This window comes from Vibrio sp. nBUS_14 (assembly GCF_051201655.1).
Lineage (GTDB): Bacteria > Pseudomonadota > Gammaproteobacteria > Enterobacterales > Vibrionaceae > Vibrio.
In genome coordinates, this window is sequence record NZ_CP179207.1 from 756572 (window position 1) to 777144 (window position 20573).

The window sequence follows — 20573 nt, forward strand, 5'->3', positions numbered from 1 at the left end:
GTTTGATTAGAGCCGCCTTAATGAAAACTAAAAAGCCCGTGAATGAACTGACCCCCAATAATTGGGGGTCAGTTCACATGTGCTGGCTTTGCAATTCTTGTGCGATGCTATTTGTTAGCGCGCTTCTACTGTGGAGCTATACTAACTTCATCTCTTGGATGATATCTGAAGCGATTTCTGGCTTCGTACTGGTTGGCTTCTCGTGTAGGTCGGATTTCAATTGTCCCTTACGGTTGCTTAAGCCTGCTTCAAGTTTCTTAAGCGCTGCAGCGATAGCTGGGTACATAACATCGTCTGTAGCTTTGGCTGTTACTCGTACACCTTCGTAGTTGGTGAATACTTCAACCTGATGTTGACCGTGTTCTTTAGTAATGATGATGTCGCAACTGATCAGTGATGGGAAATGGTTAGATATCTTCTCGAATTTACCTTCGATGTCTTTGCGTGACTCGTCGTTAATTGATACATGATGTGTTTGAACATTTATTTTCATAAATCATACCTTTCCAATGACTGTGTCATTTAAACGTAGCAAACATCGCACAGATTAACCAACTGAGAATTAGCACATGTGTGATTCACTTCAGTGTTATCAAATATTCTCTTGTTACTCCCTTGAAAGTCCGATGAACTGATCGCATATTATGTTTCGTGAATTCCAAACGTGTTAAAAAAAACTCATTCTCGAAATATTGCTCCAATTGACTTCGCTCACTTAGATTTTATCGCCTTAATCAAGCACCACCACAATGACTTATTCTAGTCTTAAATTTATAAACCACCTGTTTTTGATACAGATTCCATTCTTTCACTCAATATCACAATTACAAATATAAGCCTTTGCAGCCCCTGTTGAGTTTCAGAAAATCCCAGAGATGATGCAGCAGTTTTGATAGCGCTGATTTGTACGTTAATAAGTCGGTTACTCTAGGTCGTTTGTCTGCTGAATCTGAAATTGGCGTTGATTTTCTTACCTACGTTTCGATGTAAAGGGCGGTGACAGCTTAGAGACCAATAACGTAATAACGTAATGACGTGCGATGTGGTTATTGCGAGCATGCCGAAAGCGATTGTTGATGATGTTTTCAACCAATGGCTAGTACCTAAAGATACTTGGATCAGCAGCTACGGTTTTTTGCCAACCTCGACCACTGAATTTAAGCCGTTTAAGCGCATTAAAACCATCAAAGCCATTAAGATTGATATAGAAATGCTTAAGCTGCTAGGCAGTTAAGATGGGAATACAGCGATGAGCAAAGTGAGCAGGGATGAAAAAGGAATGAAGGTTTATAAGGATGGCTACTTAGCTGATTATGAGTAGGGGATTGCCCCTCATGAGATGCAAGAAAACTACGAGCTAGCACCTAAGTAATTTGATTCAACTTTAGAAAAGCGCCCTATTTTTATGGGGCGCTTTTTTGTAGGTAAAAGGGCTATTACTGATGATTATTGATTGATCAGTATTGAAGTTTAGGCATCACTAAATTCATAAGAAGAGGGCACCACGATAACGCCCTGTTTCGATATGTGGAAGCGTCTAGAATCAGCAAGGCTATCAATGCCGATTTGGGTTCCATCTGGCACCTTTACATTTTTGTCGATGATGCAGTTTTGAATGTGGCAATTTCGACCAATCTCAACGTCTTCAAACAGAATACTATCAATCACAATCGCGGCATTGCTTACTTTGACCTTAGGGAAGAAGATAGAATTTTGCGCCGATCCCCCTTCAATCACCACCCCGTTCGCGATCATCGAGTTGATGAATATCCCTTGGTTCCCTTCTACAGAAGCGATGGTTCGTGCTGGTGGCAGTTGCGGATCATAGGTGCGGATTGCCCAATCCGGTTGATATAAATCGATAGGAGAGGCTGGCTTTAACAGGTCCATGTTGGATTGGTAATAAGAGTCGATAGTACCAACGTCTCTCCAGTACGCATCTTGGGTCACTCGGCCTTCTTCATCACCAAACTTATACGCGTAAACGCTGTTGTTGCCGACTAACTTAGGAATGATGTCTTTACCAAAATCGTGGCTCGAACTTGGATCTTCTGCATCCGCCAGTAATGCTTGAGTCAGTACTTCCTTATCAAAGATGTAAATTCCCATTGAAGCCATGCTTCGAGTTGGCCTACCGGGCACGCAAGCGGGGTAACGTGGTTTCTCAGTAAAGCTATTAATCTGCAGAGATTCGTCTATCTCCATCACACCAAACTCTTTGGCTTCATCAATCGAAACCTCCATACACGCTACCGTTAGATCTGCTTCATTCTGCTTGTGTTGCTTGAGCATTGGTGCGTAATCCATACGATAGATATGGTCGCCAGACAACACTACTACATGCTTGGCTTCACTGCGAGACAGCAAATATAAGTTTTGATAAATCGCATCAGCAGTACCGCTATACCAGCTGTCACCTGTGCGCATTTGTGGGGGAACATTGGTGATGTATTCACCGAGCTCGGGGTTAAGCACCGACCAACCATCTCTTAAATGTTTTTGTAAAGAGTGAGACTTGTACTGAGTCAGCACCAGTATTTGACGAAGCCCTGAATGCAGGCAGTTCGCGAGTGTGAAATCGATGATTCGATATTTGCCACCAAAAGGTACCGCTGGTTTTGCGCGGTTATCGGTGAGGGGAGAAAGCCGAGAGCCAACACCGCCGGCCAGAACGATTGTTAGAGTGTCTTGCATATTCAGAACCTCAATGTATTTATGATTATGAACATAGACTTGCAAGCACTAAGCCAAATGTAACTCATTGAATATTAAATGAGGTGAGAGTGATTATTGTGGTAATGCACCAAATTGATGCGTACGAGATATTGGCTTGCTCTATTTTGATCCAAAGAGCTCGGGCCAAAATGGAAGGGTTGACCTTAACAAAATGATGCACGGAAAATTACATTACAAAACTGTCAATAAAATGAAGAGGTAAAGTGATCGAGTCGATATAAATTTACATAAATAATCACCACTTTTCACAAATTGATTTCCATCAATAAAGTAGGGCTATTCTATGCTACCTTGCACGAAAATAAGAAATGATTACTCATTCACCAATAAAGAATTAAGCCCTCAAAAGGAAATGACAATGAAAAAAACAGTATGTGGTATTTCGGTTATTGCGGCTCTTATGTCAACCAACGTTCTTGCTCATAAAGAAGGTGATTTCATCATCCGTGCAGGTGCAGCGACAGTATCTCCAAACGACAGCAGCGGTGACGTTCTTGATACGGCTGGAGTTAAATTTGGTGTCGATTCTAATACTCAACTTGGTCTTACTTTCGGCTACATGTTTACTGATAACATCAGTCTTGAAGTATTAGCAGCTAGCCCTTTCTCTCATAACATTTCAGCTACTGGCCTTGGAGACATTGCAGAGACTAAACACCTACCACCAACGTTTATGGTTCAGTACTACTTTGGCCAAGCGAACAGTGACTTCCGCCCTTACGTAGGTGCGGGTATCAACTACACTGTATTCTTCGATGAGTCACTAAACCAAGGTGCGAAAGATCTAGGCTTAAGTGACTTATCTCTTGATGATTCTTGGGGCTTAGCGGCAAACATTGGTATGGACTACATGATCAACGAAGACTGGTTCCTAAACGCATCAGTTTGGTATGCAGACATTGGCACTACAGCAAAATATAAGTTTAATGGTCAACAGTTCTCAACAGACGTTGATATCGACCCATGGGTATTCATGATCGGTGGTGGTTACAACTTCTAATCCCCCTTATTCGTTTACTAAAGGCGCTCAAGCACCAGCCAGCTTGGGCGCTTTTTTTTTTGCTTGCTTGTTAATGAAATGCTTAATCCAACTTACTGTTATTATGGGTAAAGTAAACTGATTGTTGTCATTTATTGTTAATAAAAGAGAAAGACAACTGTCATAACAGCCCTCTATGATCGCGGTTCTAATTATGGAGGATATATGAATCGTAAATTTAATAAGCTGACTTTATTACTGCCTATCGCGGTAAGTTCTGCTCTGGTTGGGTGTTCTCAGTCAACTTCAACGACTGCAGCATCATCTCAAACATCACTTGATGCTTTTAGCCTTCAATGCCAATCCATCCAACAACCGAACAAGACAGATGCCACTGTTACTGGGATTAGTCTGGTTGGTCGTGCTATTGCTAACGCCCCGTTTGGTACTTCTGCAGCCGAAATCGTCAGCTACGATTCATGTACCGATAAGCTTTATGTCGTCAATGCTCAAGCACAAAAAGTCGATGTGTTATCGATGAACTCTGACAGCGCACCAACATATGAGGGCTCTATTGACCTCCAGTCAGCGGCTGCGGCTTCTGGTATTGATATCGGTGCAGCAAACAGTGTGTCTACTCATCAGGGTTTAGTTGCGGTCGCGATTGAGAACACCGACAAACAACAAAACGGCATTCTTGCGCTTTATCGTTCAGACACATTAGAGTTGATCACCACTTACGTTGCTGGCGCATTGCCAGACATGGTGAGCTTTTCTAAGGACGGCCGTTACATTGCATCTGCAAACGAAGGTGAGCCGAATGCGGATTACAGCATTGACCCTGAAGGCTCAGTGACTCTGGTTGATTTAGCCGATGGTCCTCTGCAAGCGAAAGTGACTCAAATCGATTTCAAGGCATTCAATCAAGGTCAGCCTCGCCATGCAGAATTGACCGACAAGGTTCGAATTTCAGCGTCTAATGCGACTGTTGCTCAAGATCTAGAACCTGAATACCTAACGTTTGCGGATAACGGTAAGCTTTACGTTGCCCTTCAAGAGAACAATGCATTAGCAGCGATTGATGTGGCGAGTGCACAAGTCGATGCGATTCTGGGACTCGGTGGAAAACCTTGGGGTACCGCTCAGTTGGATGCGTCAAACAAAGACAAAAACATCGGTAACCTACAAAGTTACGCAATGTTAGAAGGCCTTTACATGCCAGACAGCATCATCAGCTACAGTGTTGATGGTAACACCTACATCGTGACGGCGAACGAAGGTGACGGACGCGAGTATGGCATCAAGACAACGCAAAAAGTGTGTGACGATAAAGGCTTTGAGTGGGATGGCGATGACTATCAAGGCTCTGAGAACTACACCACAGAGAAAGACTTTTGTATCGCATATGTTGATGAAGTCCGTGGCAAAAAGTTAGATGTTGATGCTAACCACCCTTTGGCTGTTGCATTGAAAGATAATAAGCAACTTGCACGTCTTAAAGTGATCAAGCCACAAGGCACGCTTGCTGCTGACCAAAATGTTCAAGCATTCGGTAGCCGCTCTTTCTCTATCTGGAATGACTCAGGCGAATTAGTGTTTGATAGTGGTGATGACTTTGCTCGAATCGTACTTGAGCAAGATCCTGCAAACTTCAATAGTACCAATGATAACAATCAGAGTGGTGACGATCGCAGCGATGATAAAGGGGTAGAGCCTGAAGCTATAGAAGTGGCTGAGATTAATGGTAAGCACTATGCCTTTATCGGCCTTGAACGCCAGGGTGGCATCATGGTTTACGACGTAACGCAGCCTATGAACGCAAGCTTTATCAGCTATCTCAACAATCGTGATTTTACTCAGCCAGTGTGCACTAAGGTTGATGAAGACGGCGATTGTGATAACGATACTTACAACTCGAAAGCCGGTGACTTAGGTCCTGAATCAATCAAATATTTTACTCGTTCTGGTAACCACTTTATTGCGATTGGTAATGAAGTAAGCGGCAGTACATCAGTTTATCGCGTTGATTTCTAATCACTCTACTGCTCGTCATTAAACTAAATCAAAACAAAAGCGCCACTATTGGGTAAGTAGTAGCGCTTTTTAGTTTATGGCTTATTTTACCGCTGATTCATTAGCGATAGATAAGTCCTATGGCTGTTGCTTAGTTGGTGCTAGAGCAATTTCACGGATACATACGTTCTGTGGTTGTTGGTAAGCGAATGATACCGCGCGAGCAATATCGTCAGCTGCCAATACGCCTCCCATGTCTTCTTTCCAAGAATCGTAACCGTCTTTGATCTCTTGAGAGGTTGTGTGAGACAGAAGTTCTGTTTCTACAGCACCCGGTGCGATAGTGGTAACACGAACATTTGAAGCAGCAACTTCTTCACGAACGTTTTCAGAAATAGCGTGTACCGCGAACTTAGTACCACAGTAAGCAGCATGGCTTGGGAATGTTTTCTTACCCGCAATTGAGCTGATGTTGATGATAGTACCTGTGTTGCGTTCCATCATCGGAGCGAGTACAGACTGCATGCCGTTTAGAAGACCAATTACGTTCACGTCGAACATTGTCTTCCACTCTTGAGCGTCTTGAGTGTCGATTTGACCAAGAAGCATTGCACCTGCGTTATTGATAAGCGCATCGACGAGACCAAATTTCGCTTCACCTTGTGCGATTGCTGCATCAAAAGACGCTTTGTCTGTTACGTCTACTTTTACAGATAGAGAGTTTGGTAGGTTTAGCGCTTCAAGGCGGTCAATACGACGAGCTAAAAGTAACAGAGGGTGACCTTCATCGCTTAGACGACGAGCGATTGCTTCACCAATACCAGAGCTTGCACCTGTAATTACGATTAGTTTTTTCATTTTATTTCCTCTGTACTTTAATTGCGTCGGTTGGCTACGACGTATTGTTTAAGTGCATTCGAATCAAGTGCTTGTTGCTTTGCTTCGTTGCGATGGAGGTATATTAAGGAAAATAGCATTGTTGATATATAGCTCTTTACTTGAAACACTGTTGCTGTGATGCAACAATAAACACGTTCACTTTATTACTTCATCACCTTCAAATTACCAAGTAAGCTGCGGCCATGCTCAATCAAATTAACCTATCTGATATTCGTTCTTTCGTGCTTATCGCTCGTTTAGGTAACTTCACTAAAGCGGCGGAGGAGCTTGATGTCTCGCGCTCCCACGTTTCACGCCAAGTGAGTAGCTTAGAAAAGCAGATGGGTGTAACGCTGTTTATCCGCACCACTCGAACCTTGAGGTTGACTCACGCAGGGCAAGATCTATACGCGAGATGCGAACAAGCCTTAGATAATATAGACCAAGCCTTGATTGCTGCTGTGGACGATGTCGAAGAAGTGCGCGGCGACATAAAAGTAAACTGTGTCGGGGGTTATCTTGGTGAGGTGATCATCGCGGATCTGGTGAATGAGTTTATGCAGCGCTACCCAGACATCAGTATTAGCCTTGATTTCAGTAGTAACCGAGTCGATCTGATTGAAGACGCTTTCGATATCGCTTTTCGCATGGGGAGCTTAGAAGATGCAGGGTTTATCGCAAGAAAGCTTCTGGACATTGAGATGGGAACACTCGCGAGCCCTGATTATTTTGCTCGTAAAGGAAAGCCTAATCACCCCAAAGATCTGATTCACCATGACTGCTTAACGGGTTCGGTGCGTAAGTGGAGTTTTCAAGCTTTGGATGACACCAAGAAAACGGTCGATGTACATGTGACGGGCAGGCTGCAATGTAAGAATGGACGAGTGTTGGTACAGGGTGCGAAATCAGGTAACGGAATTATTCGCGTTCCTACCATCTATTGTTTACAAGAACTCAACGACGGGCAACTGCTGCAAGTGTTTGATGAGTGGGTGGTGCCGAAAGTGGACTTTTCAGCGATCTACCATCTAGACCGCTATCAACCAAGCCGAATTCGAACCTTCATTGATTTTGTGAAAGGGCGTTTTGAGCAAATGCCAGTCAGTTAAATGCTGCTTGCTGTCTTCCTTCTTTTATCTTCTGTTTTTTGTCTTCCGTTTTTGTGAAAAGAGTTTGACTGGCTCGAACTTACATCTCGTCGATTTCGTTTTGTAGATTTTCCAACTGATCCAGTATCCGTAAAAATTTCTCACCGAACGGCGTCACTTGGTATTCAACCCTTGGTGGCAGTTCGTTGAACATTTGCTTATCTAAAATCCCAAATTCTACATTTCGCTTCAAACATTCATTCAAAACCTTGGTTGATAGCCCTTCTACTGAGCGCACCATTTCTCCGGGGCGATTAATGTCATTTGCTAGCAATTGGTAAACCGTTAGCGACCATTTACAGCCGTAGATGGTTTCCACCATGCGAGCTGAACGCTCTGGCGCTGATTTTCTTGAAAAAAAGTTTTCCTGATTTTTCATAAAGATGTACCAATAAGTACCTACCTAACCGATTTGTACTTACTATTCATAGTGTTAGTTCAAGGCCTAAGATTACCACGTTCACATGACTTAGGAGATAACAAAATGAACTTCACTAAAAATGGTATTGCAGTCGTAATCGGTGGCACAAGTGGTATGGGTTTTGAAACAGCGAAGCAGTTAGTCGCTCAGAACATCCATGTGATGGTTGTCGGCAATAACCCAACTAAGTTAGATAAAGCGGTGTCAGAGCTGCAATCGTTAGGTCACGCTGCTGGTTGGCAAGCTAACCTTTATGATGACGCGAGTGTGTCTCGCCTCATTGAACATCTTGAGTCGTTAGATGAAGGTATTGGTTACCTTGTTAATGCGGCTGGCTACTTCAACCCTAAAGCGTTTATTGAGCACCAAGAATCTGATTATGATCAATATATTCAGCTCAATAAAGCAACCTTCTTTATCACTCAAGCGATAAGCAAATTGATGATCAAAAACGGCGGTGGCAGTGTGGTTAACGTTGGCTCTATGTGGGGTAAGCAAGCAATAAAAGCGACGCCATCTTCTGCCTATTCAATGGCTAAAGCTGGCCTACACGCATTAACACAACATATGGCAATGGAACTGGCTGAACATAAAATTCGTGTGAATGCTGTGTCTCCGGCAGTGGTTAAAACGCCGATTTACGAATCTTTCATTAAACCAGAAGAAGTGGATCAAGCGTTAGAAGGCTTCAACGCATTCCACCCTATTGGTCGAGTAGGTTTGCCGAAAGACATCGCGAATAGCATCTCTTTCTTACTGTCAGATAGTGCCGATTGGGTAACGGGTGCAATCTGGGATGTTGATGGCGGTGTGATTGCTGGTCGCAATTAATTAGGATTCTTTTTAGGTGGCTGTCGCGCAGGAAAATAGCAGCGAGATGGCCTCCTTGATGAGTATTCGCGTAGAATAAAAGCTAGAAAGATAATAAGAATAATTAAAACGATAATAAGAGTAAGGTCGGCATTATGTACAACATGGACTTTTCAAAAAAGCTGGTTATTGAAACCGAATCATTAGACTGGATTGCAAGCCCTGCCAAAGGGGTATGGCGCAAGCCGCTTGAAAGAGAAGAGAAAGAATCAGGTCACACGACTAGCGTGGTGAAGTACGATCCTGAATCTTCGTTTTCTGAACACCCGCATCCGCAAGGCGAAGAGATCTTTGTGTTAGAGGGTGTCTTCTCTGATGAAACCGGAGATTTCCCTGCAGGCACTTATATCCGGAACCCTCCGGGCAGTGCGCATTCTCCATCAAGCAAAAATGGCTGTACGATCTTAGTTAAGCTTAATCAGTTTGATGCGAGAGACTTTACTCAAGTTCGTATCAATACGCTAGAAACGGAATGGCTTCCGGGTATTGGTGGTTTACAAGTGATGCCACTGCATGGTTTTGAACACGAAAATGTGGCCTTGGTGAAGTGGCCCGTTGGCGAACGTTTTCAGCCGCATCGTCATTTTGGCGGTGAAGAGATCTTTGTGTTGTCCGGCACCTTTAAAGATGAACATGGCGAGTATCCAAAACATACATGGATACGTAGCCCTCACATGAGCGAGCACTTCCCCTATGTGGAAGAAGAGACTGTCATCCTAGTGAAAACAGGTCACCTGCCACTGGATTAAAGGAATGCTTAATATAAAGATGAGAAAGCCGCATTGTTTTGAACAAGCGGCTTTCTTAGTTTTTACTTACTTACTTTTTATATATCTCTTTTGTACAGGCTTAACTTTTACATATAGGTTGACTAGTAAGCGACACCAATACGTTGGCGTGAGAACTTGCCAGCTTCTAGTTCATCAACTATCGCAATCGCGTAATCGCTGACGGATATTTTTTCGTTGCGACCTTCGTCGGTGAGCAGTTGGTCGCCACCTGCACGTCAGTTCATTGATTTTGCTGCAGAAGCTTGGTCTAGTGATATTAAATCTGGGGATGTTTGAGGCTATATATCTTAAGTACACAAGGCATAAACACATAAATACAAAAATCCGATATCAAAGGTGATATCGGATTTGAACTCAATAATTTAGAGTTCCAGCACGCTCTCCTCTCACGAAGTCTTTACATGTAATGATGTACGGATAATCGAGTATTTATCACTTTTTCGTTGATGTCTGGTAAAGGCTGATACAAGCTTCTCGTAATGTCGGATAATACTTGGTCGTAGACTTGCAACACAACGCTAGAGATATCACTGGTTAATTCGTACATGCTATCTGCCGGTTGGGTCGCTTCGTTGCTTGATGCGATCTCTGTGAGTGCATGCATCGCTCGTGTGCAAACCCGTGACCCACTGCTAATAGGGCAGATAATCGATAATTGGTTGAGTTTTCTGTGTGTCTGAGATGCGTAGAATTTGAATCTCGCGTACTCCTCAGGCTTCTCCATATCCGCCTTCTCTATTCCAGGGATAGACATACGTAACTTGGTCAGGATTTCCATGCAATCCAAGATCTGTTGCCAGTTCATGTGGTACTCGCGGCTCATGTCTTCTCGTTCAGACTGAATCAACCAAATGATCATCACCTCATCCATCAAAAACATACTGTGACGAATTGTTTTGCCATGAATTGATTGGTTACGCACCAAGCTACGGTTTTGCCAGTCGCTGTGCATGGCGATGAGTTTGAGGTGGTAGATCCGATACATAGGACGGCTATCGAACGACACATGGGATTGAAGCAGTTCAGACACTTCAAGTATGTTGTCGTAAATCTCATTCACTTTTCGAATCGAGTCGCTAGACAATTTATAAGCCAGAGCATAATGCGTTGCTGCACGATGTTTGCGTGATAACAACAATAATTCTCTGAGCAGAACCAAGGTTTCAAACCTGTGTGATAGCACCGTTTGTCTCTTCCTTGAAAAATGAAATAGGGCAGCAAGTACTGCTATGGATAAACCAACTGAAATAATTACAAACATATTTAACTCCTAATATGTGTATACCTACTTAGTGGTAGTGCAGACGCCGTGCCAAAATCAATAATTTTTATATTTCAGAGGTTTATGTTTTTTTATTATTTATAGATGATCAATGATGGTGCATGACTTCACCATTCGAGTGAGTGTTTCTCATATTTTTGCAGGATTTTTTGAGAGGTTACGCTTTTCTAACGATAGGTCGGGGAGGTTTCGATAGGTAGAGACACTTCGGCGATCAATCTCTAACTCGTCTCAAAATACGGAAATTAAAAAGGCCTCATTTTTTAATGCTATTGACTATAAACAGCATTAAAAAGTGAGGCCTTTCAATATTTATTAGCGATTCAATTATCGCCAGCGCTGGGCACTGACGATTAAGTGTTATGCAAGCTTAAGGTCGAACTCAGTGCGGTACATAACCATATCTTCAATGGTCAGCACTGGCATGTTGTGTAGTTTTCCGAAAGCAACGGTCTCTGGCGCTTTTGCCATTGTGCCGTCTGGGTTGGTTACTTCACACAATACACCAGCCGATTGAAGGCCTGCCATTTGCATCAGATCCACAGTGCCCTCTGTGTGACCGCGGCGAGCAAGTACACCACCTTTACGAGCGCGTAATGGGAATACGTGACCAGGGCGAGCTAGGTCAGTAGGCTTAGCTGTTGGGTTTGCAGCTGTCTTGATCGTTGTTACACGGTCAGCGGCAGAAACACCTGTCGTTACGCCTACTTTCGCTTCGATAGTTACGGTAAACGCAGTTTGGTTTGCGCTGTTGTTATCAACAACCATAGGTGGAAGTTCAAGTTGGTTCGCTTGCTCGTCAGTTAGACATAGGCACACAATGCCGCTGCATTCGCGGATCATAAGCGCCATTTGAGCATTCGTTAGGTGTTCTACTGAGTAGATGATGTCGCCTTCGTTCTCGCGATCTTCATCGTCAAGTAAAAGTACGCCACGACCTTCGCGTAGAGCTTGCAGTGCGTTTTCAACGCGAGTGATTGGTTCGCCAAATTCGGCAAGTAGTGAAGACTGATTCATGGTTAAACTCCTAAAATATCACCAGAATCAGGGCTGTATGAGGGATCTCAACCGAGCACAACAAAGCCTACTCATTACAAGTAGACTTGTACCAATCGTAGTAAACAACTGGTCATTCTAGCTGGTTAAAACCCTTGATAACGGCGTTAAAATTTTTGACTGTAGAATAACTACTTATCGAAAAATTTTGCCTTGTTCTCAAGCGTTTTTCCTGTGCTATCTCTGATCATTTATTTACTGTGATTGGTATTAGCTCATTATGGTTTTATCCAAAACGAAATGCACCCGCCTAAGTTGGAGGCACGAACCCAACTCACGCGGGTACGCCTTTCCAACTTAAACGAGTGTGTTTTCATTCTCTCTCATCCGGACTATGACCGTCGGCTCTGGCATCTCACCAGATCTGCTGACCTCGACGAATCGAGCGCTCGCGGGCTTATCTTTAGATTTTGCTAAGGACATACCGCCGGTGGGGAATTTCGCCCCGCCCTGAGAATAAAAATTAATAATCTGTTTTGCTTTGAAAGCAGATAAGATGGTAATCCTTTCAATAGTGGATTTAAAGGACTGACAGCAAAGTTTTTAAGATTCTGGCCTTATAATCCGGTAAGTGTTCACTTTATCATCAGAACGCTTCAGTCAGTCTTCAGTGGGATGATGCCTTTGCTTCGTCTGGTTTCAGTGGGCTTTGTTGTCTCTATGAACATAAGTGGATGTTGAACATTATTGATGCGGGTGTGGCAGTTCACCTAATCAATACTCAAGCTCCGCATTAATCGAATATTGTTACACCATGACGGCTTGCTGACCGTTTTGACATAAAATTGATGTTGGCGATGCTAAGCTGCGATAGCATCCGACCACTTTATCCAAAAGATCTTAGCCATGACTTCTCTGTTCTCTAACAAATCCAAAGGCTTATTACTGCTCGTTCTAAGTCTGTATTCTCTCGTACCCTTTTTGATCTTTGGATCGGACTTTGACTTTGGAAATGCGGTTTTGCCTTTCTATGGCGCCTTCATGACGTTCGTGACTTACTCAGCGGGTAATCAAGGATTCTTGGTCACGTTAGCTGTTTTGTCTTTGGCATTACTCACGATGAAATTTTCCAAAGCTAAGCTAGTCAGCCTTTGTCTGCAGCTTGGCATATTGTTGGTGCTTAGCTTTGCAGCTAAAACCTTCTTAAAGCATTCAACAGAAAGCCCGCGTCCTTATTCTGAGTATTTGGTGACACAAGAAGTAGTTGAAATGCCAGAAGTATTTTATGAAATGCTACTAGTAGAGAAGAACGCAGCAATTGCATCTGTGCAAGATAAGGTGAGCGAGTGGCGAACGCGCCATTGGTTGGGTGAGACGGACTATTCTTTCCCATCTGGACACATGATTTTTGTTGGCGTGTGTCTGGCGTTTTTTGGTGGTTTGTTCCTAGAAGCGAAACGTTTTTACTTAGTGGGCGGTTTGCTGGTTTGGGCTGGTGGCGTTGCTTATAGTCGTGTTTGGCTTGGTATGCATCGACCTGAAGACTTGGCGGCGTCTATAGCCTTTGCAGGTCTTATCTATCTATTGGTGCCAGTGGTTCCAACACAAAAAATAGAACCTTTACTGCCTAAGTTCTTAAGAGCGACCTAATCTTTTAAGAGCCTTTGAAATTTCTAGGATCTGCCTGAATTCTAAAGCGTTAACATAGTATTGGATAACCGATGACAAGCAGACAGTCTCTTTATTGATTGAGACAGAGTTCTGCTTGTTTCTTTTTGGTTAGCCCTAAAGACACAATTCGGTGTGACTCAGTGAGGTAGTATCTCAGCTCCTCATCCCTTTTTGGTGTGCTTTCAAAAAGCTGAATCCACTTCATACCACGCGAAGCAAAGTAGGGAGCAGGTTTATAACCGGGCTCCTCTTTCAGAAAGTCGAAATTCTGATCGGACGCTTTGAAGATAAACGCAGGCTCGTCGTTCGGCCCCCAACCACCAATCGCAAACACTTTCCCACCCACTTTCCAAACGTGAGAGTTATTCCACTGCATCACATAGCTGGTGGCAGGTTGTGACTCACAGAATGTATTGAACTCGTCGTATGCCATAGAGCGTCCTTTCAATAGGTTGGTGTTGGATTTGTGCTTATTTCTTTATCAGCATTTTCGTTATGAATTAGCCAGCTAAACCCTGCCAGATAGCAGTAAATCCACTGATAGAACATAATAATAAAGAACCGATACGTATCTTCTCTTTAGGAATGCTTTGCGTTATCATTAACGCCACTTTGTAGCCCAACCAAGCCGCAGGAAGCAACGGGATTGTGATGATCAAATGTTGCATCGTGAAGAAGCCAATTGGGATCTGTACCAGTAATGAAATGATAGAACTAAACACGAAAAACGCAGAAAGGTTACCACGAAGCTGATTGGCATCTTGGTGTTGCAGCAGCAGTGCCATCGGTGGACCACCAATACCTGAACTGGTGCCAAAGAATCCTGAGAAGAATCCCGCGATGCCCATTTTGGTTGGTGTCGGCTCTAACCTAAACGGAAGCAAACTGACAATCACCGCAAACACCACCAATAAACCTAACCACAGTGATAATACGCTCGTTGAAACCATTACTAATAAAGCACCACCTGCAATTGAACCTGGAATACGGCCAAGCAGTGCGATTTTTAATCCGCCGATAGAAATGTTTGCTCGGTGTTTAAACGCATTGAATATAGAAATGAACAGGCCAACGAGACAGATAGGCGCGGGTACATAGTCGGGCGAGACTAAAAACAACAACGGGGCCGCCACAATAGCCAAACCAAAGCCGATAGCTGTTTGCACAAATGAGCCGACGAAAATAAGTGCCATCGCGATAAGGGCGGTCTGATCTAGGTATTCCATAAGCCTGCGGATTAGTTTTAAAGGAGCGAACGAGTACTATAAATTAAAACGATGGAAATAGTCTTATTATTCAGTGAGGTTTATGCAAGTTTCGCTAGTTATCATTTCGATTATAATGACCAACAAAAAAGCGAGTAAACATATCAGGATATTTCCTTTCAATACTCACTCGCTTATTGGAACGACTTGTTGTTTACGCTAGTGGGGGAGTCAGCATAAAACGTTAAGCCATTGCCAATTTCAGTCGCTCAATCGGCTTGTCATTGATGGGTAAATGGATAAGTGCTGCTGCAAATGCCAGTACCACCGTTGACCACCAGATTGGCTCGTAAGATCCGTAGTAATCGTAAATACGACCGCCAACCCAAGCGCCTAAGAAGCTACCCACTTGGTGAGTAAAGAAAACCAAGCCGTACAAAGTCGACAGGTAACGAGCACCAAAGATCTGACGAACTAAACCAGATGTTAGCGGAACCGTACCTAACCAACAGAAACCAATCGCCGCACCAAAGATAGCAGCGGTTGACTCTGTTACTGGCAGAGTCACAAACGCACCAATAACCACAGTACGCACTAAGTACAGTGCCGACATTACATGACGCTTGCTGAATTTATCGCCCATCACACCCCAGAAGTAAGACCCGAAGATGTTGAAGATACCCACATAAGCTAGTGCCATTGCTGCGCTGCTCGCGGGTAGACTTTTGTCGGCTAAGTAACTCGGTAAGTGTGTCGCAATGAACATCACGTGGAAGCCACACACGAAGAAGCCCGCGTGAATCAACCAATAACTTTTGTTCGCAAACGCTTCAGACAGCGCTTCTTTTAGTGTCTGGTTGTCTTCTACTTATTTATTGGTTGCCGACTTCGGCGCTCGCATAAATAGGGCAAAAGAGATCATCAAACAACAAAGTACGCCAAATACTTGCATCGCACTCTGCCAATCAAATTCGTTCAACATGTATTGCGCACCCGGAATCACCGCGAACATGCCAAACGAACCTGCTGCTGTTGTTAAACCAAATGCCTTAGCCGCGTGCTCTGCAGGTACTACTTTTGCTACTGCGCCTAACACGATCACATAGCTCGTGGCACTTAATCCAAGGCCAACTAATGCGCCTAATGAAACGTAAAGCATGCTTGATTCGGTAGAAATAGAGGTAAGAAGTAAACCCAAACCGTAAGCACATGCGCCTGCAATAATGATGCGTCTTGCTCCCCATTTATCAGCGGCCATGCCCACAAAAGGTTGGAACACGCCGAACAACAGGTTTTGTAGAGCTATAGCGAAGCTGAAAAATTCGCGACCCGTGTCGAAATGCTCTGAAATTGGCATCATGAAAATGCCGAATGATTGTCTGATCCCTAGACTGATAATAAGTGTGCCGATCCCAAGCCATACCAGCAAAGGAAAACGGAAAATGCTCATTCTAATACTCTTAAATTAATGGTGATGATGTGAGTGGTCTTGTGCTGACATGTGTTGGTTAGTCATATCATGGTGATGTTCGTTCCCAGAGTGCCCATGCGCCGACTGCTGATGACATCCACTACTCACGGCATGCTGAGCCAAGAGATCAATCAATGGCTGACTGTGATGCACAATAACCAAGCAAATGACGAGAAATAGCGTCATTCTGGCCAGTTGTGCAAAAAGAGATTGTGAAAACATAAGGTGTTTACATGCGCTCAATGTTGTAAGAAGTCGCGCATCATAATGACGAGTGAGATATGTATCAAATGACCATTTGTGATTTAGTCTATGCGTTTTATGCATAGATCTATGTATGGTTTTATGTGTCTCTAGAATTAGGGCGAAACGTGACCAATAAATAGGAAAACTCGAAGTTTGTTGGTTAATAGACAGAAGTCTGTAGTTAAGAATAAAAGTTCAAATACAAGATTATAACTTTATGTTTAACTGAAGATTTAACAAGACTGTAAAAAATAATATACAAATCAATCAATAATTAACATTGGCTGTTCACTCGACTTATCTGTCAAACATCGTAAATTTGGGCGTAAATCGTTTCAAAACTACTGAAACGCGATGTTAAAAGATTCAGGGAGAGTCATTCACATGGATAAAGATCATAACCTTCGCGAAAACTTACTGGCACTGATCTTAGGTAGCGCATTAGTTTCACTCGGCGTTATCTTTTTTAATCAAGTCGGTTTGCTCACCGGAGGCACGGCTGGTCTAGCAATCTTCATTACCAAAGTGACAGACCTAAGCTTTGGCCAAGTGTTCTTCGCACTTAACTTACCTTTCTATATTTTATCTGTCGCTCGTATGGGATCACGCTTTACCATCAATACGTTTATCGCAGTTTCGATTGTTTCGTTCGCAGTGGATCACTTGTATCACGTAATTCAGATTGCCGAAATTCATGCGTTGTATGCAGCGTTAATTGGCGGTGGCCTTATTGGTACCGGCATGCTGGTGATCTTCCGTCATAAGATGAGCTTAGGTGGCTTCAACATTCTGGCGTTGTTCTTACAGGAACGGTTTGGGATTCGCGCAGGCAAGGTTCAGATGGCATTAGACTGTACGATTGTTGTGCTTTCACTGTTTATTGTTGATGCGTCACTGGTTCTACTGTCTGTGCTTGGCGCAATAGTCACCAACTTGATTCTAGCGATGAACCATAAACCGGGCCGCTATCAACCGGTCGTCAAAGCGGAAGCAGCGTAACTAGATTCGCTCAAGCACTAGGTTAGTTAGCTTAAGCAAAGTGATTTAAAGATTCCAAAAACAACAAAGCCAGCATCAATTTGGCTGTCACGTTGCTGTCGAGCATGTTTACGACAGAAAATCGATAATCGTGTGATTGGCTAATTGGAATAGCCACGATTTTACGCTGCTCACATCTTGCACCTTATCTAAGTTCTGATAAGTCTTAATCAAGATCTCTTGTAGTAAGTCGTCTACATCTGCGGTGTTGTTGACCTTGGAATGCAAGAATGACTTTAACGCTTGCTGATACTCAGCTCAAACTTGTTCCAAATTCAAAGATACTCTATTCAAAGGTGCCTTAGTTGCACTGTTCATCCACGCAACACTCGTCTTGTAAGAAATTAATCACGCCTTCTAGGCATTCATACTCTGCTACGCAAAATAGGGTTCTTCCCTCACGTCTTTGGCTGATTAGGCCTGCCGACGCTAGGCTTGAAATGTGGTGAGACAAGGTAGAACCAGGAATACCGAGTTCTTCTTGTAGGCCGCCAACTGCAATGCCTTGGTAGCCAGCTTTAACGACACTCTTATAAATAGTTAGGCGAACAGGGTGCCCCAACTCTTTAAGTGCTTTCGCAACGACTTCTAAGTTCATATTAACTCCTCAATATTTAATTTCGATATTAGTCGAAATGTAATCAAAATACAAATGTAAAAACCGTGATTCTGTAACTCATTGAAAATCCGACTTTTTAAAATTCAATTCGATTTTTATCGAAATAAAACTTGATCTGTTACGAAATATTTCTATAATTCGAGAATATTCGAAGTTAAGGGTTGGTTACTTTCCTTATAGAGTCCCGCCTTAAATCCAGTTTGGAGTTAATTATGAGTAATGAAATGTTAACAATGCTAAAAGACGCACTTGATATGTTCGCTTTCCTAGCGGTAGAGCTAATCATCCTTTTCTTAGCGATTAGCTACATTGTTGGGATTCTGCAAGAATTTCTTACGCCAGAAAAGATTCAATCTATCTTGAGCTCACGTAATGGTAAAGGCTATGTGGTTGCAGCGCTATTGGGTGCAATTACGCCTTTCTGTTCATGTTCAACGATTCCTTTCCTTAAAGGGTTGCTGCGTGCTCGAGCAGGTTTCGGTCCAATGACGGTATTCCTATTCGGTAGCCCTCTATTGAACCCAGTGATCATTGGCTTGTTCGTGATTACGTTCGGCTGGCAAGTGGCTGCGTTCTACTTCATAGTAGCAATGACGGTATCGGTGGTGGCAGGTTACGCACTTGAGAAGCTCGGCTTTGAGCGTTACGTAAAACCTGAAGCGTATGAATCGACAGGTTCTTCTTCAAGCTGTGGCACTAGCTGTGGTGATTCTGCTCCTAAGAAAGCAGCGCCAGCGAAGGCTGAATCTTCATGTGGTACAAGTACATGTGGCGAACCTGCACCAGTAATGGCTAAAGAGGCATCTTGCTGCGATTCGAAAAAAGAAGAGCCACTAGTAACGGTTTCATGCTGCTCAATCGATGGAAGCGCAACGGCTGAAATCGCAGAGAACAAAGAGCCTAGCCGTTGGATGAGAATTTGGTTCTCAACTTGGAAAGATTTCAAACAAGTTTTCCCTTACCTAATGATGGGTATCGCGATTGGTTCATTCATCTACGGCTTCATTCCTACAGACCTAATTGCTGAATATGCTGGTGAAGATATGTGGTATGCGATTCCTGTAGCGGCTGTGATTGGTATTCCACTGTACATTCGTGCTGAAGCGGTAATTCCACTAAGTGCTGCTCTAGTTCAGAAAGGCATGGCGTTAGGTTCGGTAATGGCGTTGATTATTGGTAGTGCAGGTGCAAGTTTGACTGAAGTTATTCTTCTTAAGTCAATCTTCAAAAACCAAATGATTGCAGCATTCCTATTCGTTATTCTAAGCATGGCGATGGGCGCAGGCTTCCTATACAGCTTCATCTTTAGTTAATCAGTTCTGGTTACGAGATAGCACCATTGATACCAAGAGGTAGATAACAGAAAGAGAGCTCACTAAATGAGCTCTCTTTCTGTTTAGACTATTAGTTCGGAGATTAGAACCCGCGAATGTCCATCTCATTGTTGATCAACACAACACACTGAGAAGCAAACAACATGTTTGGACCTAAGCTGATTTTCTCTGTCCCTAAACGCTTCAAGCTGTTGTAGCTTTTCTTCGGCATAGGGATATGGTCAGTTAGAAGGAAACATGGGCTTTCCGCAATCTCTGCGTCACGAATAAAGTCGCCTTTCTTATCCATCATGTACAGCTGGTGGTCTTCAGCCAGTTCTTTAACCAACTTTTCAAAACTCATAGTACGAACAGTGATGCCTGGTTCAACCTGACGCGTCTGTTCTTTCGTCATACCCTGAGAAGTATCAACCGCTCTTACTACCGCAGATAACAATGCAGACTCATGGAAGCCACCAATGTTAGTGATCTCGTTTGAATCGAATGTAATAGTACGTGAAAAGTCTTTAGTACTTTCTAACACAAGGTGCACGGTGACATTTTCACGGTGAGATTGAGCAACGAAGATCGTGTTCATCAGAGTATGAGCCAGAATCTCAGTATGAGCGTCTTGCCCAACACCTTCTAAGATAAGTTTGCTCTCTGTAGGGGCTGCGCGAGCGCGTAATACAAATGAACGCATGAAATGTACCTTGTCAGTATGTGATAAAGCGAAACAGACTTTATCAACATGAATTGATGAATAACCAAAATTATGACGGTATGTAACTCTTTTCTAATAATGAAGTCAAATGGAGTTATGTATAGTACTGATCAGAAGAACTCTACGTATTAAATAGAGAGTGACCACATTAAAAGGTGGTAAAGGTTGAAG

General features: G+C 43.2%; 19 protein-coding genes, 4 pseudogenes and 1 riboswitch. Of the genes and pseudogenes, 9 read left to right on the forward strand and 14 right to left on the reverse strand.

What is annotated here, in order from left to right; all coding sequences use genetic code 11:
- Window positions 1–136: 136 nt before the first annotated feature.
- Window positions 137–493, reverse strand: coding sequence for a ribosome hibernation-promoting factor, HPF/YfiA family (gene hpf / locus ACMAZD_RS20930; protein ID WP_435250452.1), 357 nt, complete (start codon window positions 491–493; stop codon window positions 137–139).
- A 343-nt stretch (window positions 494–836) separates the two neighbouring features.
- On the opposite strand from hpf, the pseudogene ACMAZD_RS20935 reads away from it, so the two are divergent.
- Window positions 837–1321: pseudogene (locus tag ACMAZD_RS20935) on the forward strand (hypothetical protein); the annotation flags it as partial.
- A gap of 149 nt (window positions 1322–1470) precedes the next feature.
- On the opposite strand, the gene glgC reads toward ACMAZD_RS20935, so the two are convergent.
- Window positions 1471–2694 (reverse strand): glucose-1-phosphate adenylyltransferase, encoded by a 1224-nt coding sequence (glgC, locus tag ACMAZD_RS20940; protein WP_435250453.1) that lies wholly within the window; start codon window positions 2692–2694, stop codon window positions 1471–1473.
- Between the two features lie 400 nt (window positions 2695–3094).
- Here glgC and ompW point away from each other — a divergent pair, with 400 nt between their 5' ends.
- Complete coding sequence (gene ompW, locus ACMAZD_RS20945) at window positions 3095–3736, forward strand: outer membrane protein OmpW (protein ID WP_435250454.1); 642 nt, start codon at window positions 3095–3097, stop codon at window positions 3734–3736.
- 204 nt (window positions 3737–3940) lie between these two features.
- On the forward strand, window positions 3941–5749 hold the full coding sequence (locus ACMAZD_RS20950) for a choice-of-anchor I family protein (protein ID WP_435250455.1): 1809 nt from the start codon (window positions 3941–3943) through the stop codon (window positions 5747–5749).
- A 117-nt stretch (window positions 5750–5866) separates the two neighbouring features.
- On the opposite strand, the gene ACMAZD_RS20955 is transcribed toward ACMAZD_RS20950, so the two are convergent.
- Window positions 5867–6586, reverse strand: coding sequence for an SDR family oxidoreductase (locus ACMAZD_RS20955; RefSeq protein WP_435250456.1), 720 nt, complete (start codon window positions 6584–6586; stop codon window positions 5867–5869).
- A gap of 224 nt (window positions 6587–6810) precedes the next feature.
- On the opposite strand from ACMAZD_RS20955, the gene ACMAZD_RS20960 reads away from it, so the two are divergent.
- Complete coding sequence (locus tag ACMAZD_RS20960) at window positions 6811–7716, forward strand: LysR substrate-binding domain-containing protein (protein ID WP_435250457.1); 906 nt, start codon at window positions 6811–6813, stop codon at window positions 7714–7716.
- Window positions 7717–7795: 79 nt separating this feature from the next.
- Here ACMAZD_RS20960 and ACMAZD_RS20965 read toward each other — a convergent pair whose 3' ends face one another.
- Window positions 7796–8134: a winged helix-turn-helix transcriptional regulator gene (locus ACMAZD_RS20965; RefSeq protein ID WP_435250458.1), complete on the reverse strand. Its 339-nt coding sequence runs from the start codon at window positions 8132–8134 to the stop codon at window positions 7796–7798.
- Window positions 8135–8239: 105 nt separating this feature from the next.
- Here ACMAZD_RS20965 and ACMAZD_RS20970 point away from each other — a divergent pair, with 105 nt between their 5' ends.
- Both ACMAZD_RS20970 and ACMAZD_RS20975 read left to right on the forward strand, forming a co-directional pair.
- Entirely contained in the window at window positions 8240–9007 is a 768-nt protein-coding gene (locus tag ACMAZD_RS20970; protein WP_435250459.1) for an SDR family NAD(P)-dependent oxidoreductase, read from the forward strand.
- A 134-nt stretch (window positions 9008–9141) separates the two neighbouring features.
- On the forward strand, window positions 9142–9795 hold the full coding sequence (locus ACMAZD_RS20975; protein ID WP_435250460.1) for a cupin domain-containing protein: 654 nt from the start codon (window positions 9142–9144) through the stop codon (window positions 9793–9795).
- Window positions 9796–9917: 122 nt separating this feature from the next.
- On the opposite strand, the pseudogene ACMAZD_RS20980 reads toward ACMAZD_RS20975, so the two are convergent.
- The 3 genes and pseudogenes from ACMAZD_RS20980 to ribB form a co-directional block, all read right to left on the reverse strand.
- A pseudogene (locus ACMAZD_RS20980) lies at window positions 9918–10052 on the reverse strand (NAD(P)-dependent oxidoreductase); the annotation flags it as partial.
- 182 nt (window positions 10053–10234) lie between these two features.
- The gene (locus ACMAZD_RS20985) at window positions 10235–11098 is read right to left on the reverse strand and encodes a hypothetical protein (protein ID WP_435250461.1); all 864 of its coding nucleotides are present in this window, start codon (window positions 11096–11098) and stop codon (window positions 10235–10237) included.
- 381 nt (window positions 11099–11479) lie between these two features.
- A complete protein-coding gene (gene ribB / locus ACMAZD_RS20990; RefSeq protein ID WP_435250462.1) occupies window positions 11480–12136 on the reverse strand; it encodes a 3,4-dihydroxy-2-butanone-4-phosphate synthase in 657 nt (218 codons plus the stop codon).
- Window positions 12137–12486: 350 nt separating this feature from the next.
- Window positions 12487–12637: riboswitch (FMN riboswitch) on the reverse strand.
- A 384-nt stretch (window positions 12638–13021) separates the two neighbouring features.
- Between ribB and ACMAZD_RS20995 the strand changes: the two genes are divergently transcribed.
- On the forward strand, window positions 13022–13765 hold the full coding sequence (locus ACMAZD_RS20995; RefSeq protein WP_435250463.1) for a phosphatase PAP2 family protein: 744 nt from the start codon (window positions 13022–13024) through the stop codon (window positions 13763–13765).
- Window positions 13766–13856: 91 nt separating this feature from the next.
- Here ACMAZD_RS20995 and ACMAZD_RS21000 read toward each other — a convergent pair whose 3' ends face one another.
- The 4 genes and pseudogenes from ACMAZD_RS21000 to ACMAZD_RS21015 form a co-directional block, all read right to left on the reverse strand.
- Window positions 13857–14219, reverse strand: coding sequence for an MmcQ/YjbR family DNA-binding protein (locus ACMAZD_RS21000; RefSeq protein ID WP_435250464.1), 363 nt, complete (start codon window positions 14217–14219; stop codon window positions 13857–13859).
- Window positions 14220–14286: 67 nt separating this feature from the next.
- A complete protein-coding gene (locus tag ACMAZD_RS21005) occupies window positions 14287–15012 on the reverse strand; it encodes a sulfite exporter TauE/SafE family protein (RefSeq protein ID WP_435250465.1) in 726 nt (241 codons plus the stop codon).
- Between the two features lie 223 nt (window positions 15013–15235).
- A pseudogene (locus tag ACMAZD_RS21010) lies at window positions 15236–16441 on the reverse strand (MFS transporter).
- Window positions 16442–16456: 15 nt separating this feature from the next.
- Window positions 16457–16684 carry a hypothetical protein gene (locus ACMAZD_RS21015; protein ID WP_435250466.1) on the reverse strand — a complete coding sequence of 76 codons (228 nt, stop codon included), beginning with the start codon at window positions 16682–16684 and terminating at the stop codon, window positions 16457–16459.
- Between the two features lie 408 nt (window positions 16685–17092).
- On the opposite strand from ACMAZD_RS21015, the gene ACMAZD_RS21020 reads away from it, so the two are divergent.
- The gene (locus ACMAZD_RS21020) at window positions 17093–17707 is read left to right on the forward strand and encodes a YitT family protein (protein WP_435250467.1); all 615 of its coding nucleotides are present in this window, start codon (window positions 17093–17095) and stop codon (window positions 17705–17707) included.
- 71 nt (window positions 17708–17778) lie between these two features.
- On the opposite strand, the pseudogene ACMAZD_RS21025 reads toward ACMAZD_RS21020, so the two are convergent.
- Both ACMAZD_RS21025 and ACMAZD_RS21030 read right to left on the reverse strand, forming a co-directional pair.
- Window positions 17779–17974, reverse strand: a pseudogene (locus tag ACMAZD_RS21025) (sigma factor); the annotation flags it as partial.
- Between the two features lie 73 nt (window positions 17975–18047).
- Window positions 18048–18344, reverse strand: coding sequence for an ArsR/SmtB family transcription factor (locus ACMAZD_RS21030; RefSeq protein WP_435250468.1), 297 nt, complete (start codon window positions 18342–18344; stop codon window positions 18048–18050).
- Between the two features lie 233 nt (window positions 18345–18577).
- Between ACMAZD_RS21030 and ACMAZD_RS21035 the strand changes: the two genes are divergently transcribed.
- Complete coding sequence (locus ACMAZD_RS21035) at window positions 18578–19678, forward strand: permease (RefSeq protein WP_435250469.1); 1101 nt, start codon at window positions 18578–18580, stop codon at window positions 19676–19678.
- 103 nt (window positions 19679–19781) lie between these two features.
- On the opposite strand, the gene trmY is transcribed toward ACMAZD_RS21035, so the two are convergent.
- Window positions 19782–20381, reverse strand: coding sequence for a tRNA (pseudouridine(54)-N(1))-methyltransferase TrmY (gene trmY / locus ACMAZD_RS21040; RefSeq protein WP_435250470.1), 600 nt, complete (start codon window positions 20379–20381; stop codon window positions 19782–19784).
- Window positions 20382–20573: the final 192 nt, after the last annotated feature.

Coding starts and splice junctions, on each gene's coding strand:
- hpf (WP_435250452.1), bottom strand. CDS start 493: ATGAAAATAAATGTTCAAACACATCATGTATCAATTAACGACGAGTCA.
- glgC (WP_435250453.1), bottom strand. CDS start 2,694: ATGCAAGACACTCTAACAATCGTTCTGGCCGGCGGTGTTGGCTCTCGG.
- ompW (WP_435250454.1), top strand. CDS start 3,095: ATGAAAAAAACAGTATGTGGTATTTCGGTTATTGCGGCTCTTATGTCA.
- ACMAZD_RS20950 (WP_435250455.1), top strand. CDS start 3,941: ATGAATCGTAAATTTAATAAGCTGACTTTATTACTGCCTATCGCGGTA.
- ACMAZD_RS20955 (WP_435250456.1), bottom strand. CDS start 6,586: ATGAAAAAACTAATCGTAATTACAGGTGCAAGCTCTGGTATTGGTGAA.
- ACMAZD_RS20960 (WP_435250457.1), top strand. CDS start 6,811: ATGCTCAATCAAATTAACCTATCTGATATTCGTTCTTTCGTGCTTATC.
- ACMAZD_RS20965 (WP_435250458.1), bottom strand. CDS start 8,134: ATGAAAAATCAGGAAAACTTTTTTTCAAGAAAATCAGCGCCAGAGCGT.
- ACMAZD_RS20970 (WP_435250459.1), top strand. CDS start 8,240: ATGAACTTCACTAAAAATGGTATTGCAGTCGTAATCGGTGGCACAAGT.
- ACMAZD_RS20975 (WP_435250460.1), top strand. CDS start 9,142: ATGTACAACATGGACTTTTCAAAAAAGCTGGTTATTGAAACCGAATCA.
- ACMAZD_RS20985 (WP_435250461.1), bottom strand. CDS start 11,098: ATGTTTGTAATTATTTCAGTTGGTTTATCCATAGCAGTACTTGCTGCC.
- ribB (WP_435250462.1), bottom strand. CDS start 12,136: ATGAATCAGTCTTCACTACTTGCCGAATTTGGCGAACCAATCACTCGC.
- ACMAZD_RS20995 (WP_435250463.1), top strand. CDS start 13,022: ATGACTTCTCTGTTCTCTAACAAATCCAAAGGCTTATTACTGCTCGTT.
- ACMAZD_RS21000 (WP_435250464.1), bottom strand. CDS start 14,219: ATGGCATACGACGAGTTCAATACATTCTGTGAGTCACAACCTGCCACC.
- ACMAZD_RS21005 (WP_435250465.1), bottom strand. CDS start 15,012: ATGGAATACCTAGATCAGACCGCCCTTATCGCGATGGCACTTATTTTC.
- ACMAZD_RS21015 (WP_435250466.1), bottom strand. CDS start 16,684: ATGTTTTCACAATCTCTTTTTGCACAACTGGCCAGAATGACGCTATTT.
- ACMAZD_RS21020 (WP_435250467.1), top strand. CDS start 17,093: ATGGATAAAGATCATAACCTTCGCGAAAACTTACTGGCACTGATCTTA.
- ACMAZD_RS21030 (WP_435250468.1), bottom strand. CDS start 18,344: ATGAACTTAGAAGTCGTTGCGAAAGCACTTAAAGAGTTGGGGCACCCT.
- ACMAZD_RS21035 (WP_435250469.1), top strand. CDS start 18,578: ATGAGTAATGAAATGTTAACAATGCTAAAAGACGCACTTGATATGTTC.
- trmY (WP_435250470.1), bottom strand. CDS start 20,381: ATGCGTTCATTTGTATTACGCGCTCGCGCAGCCCCTACAGAGAGCAAA.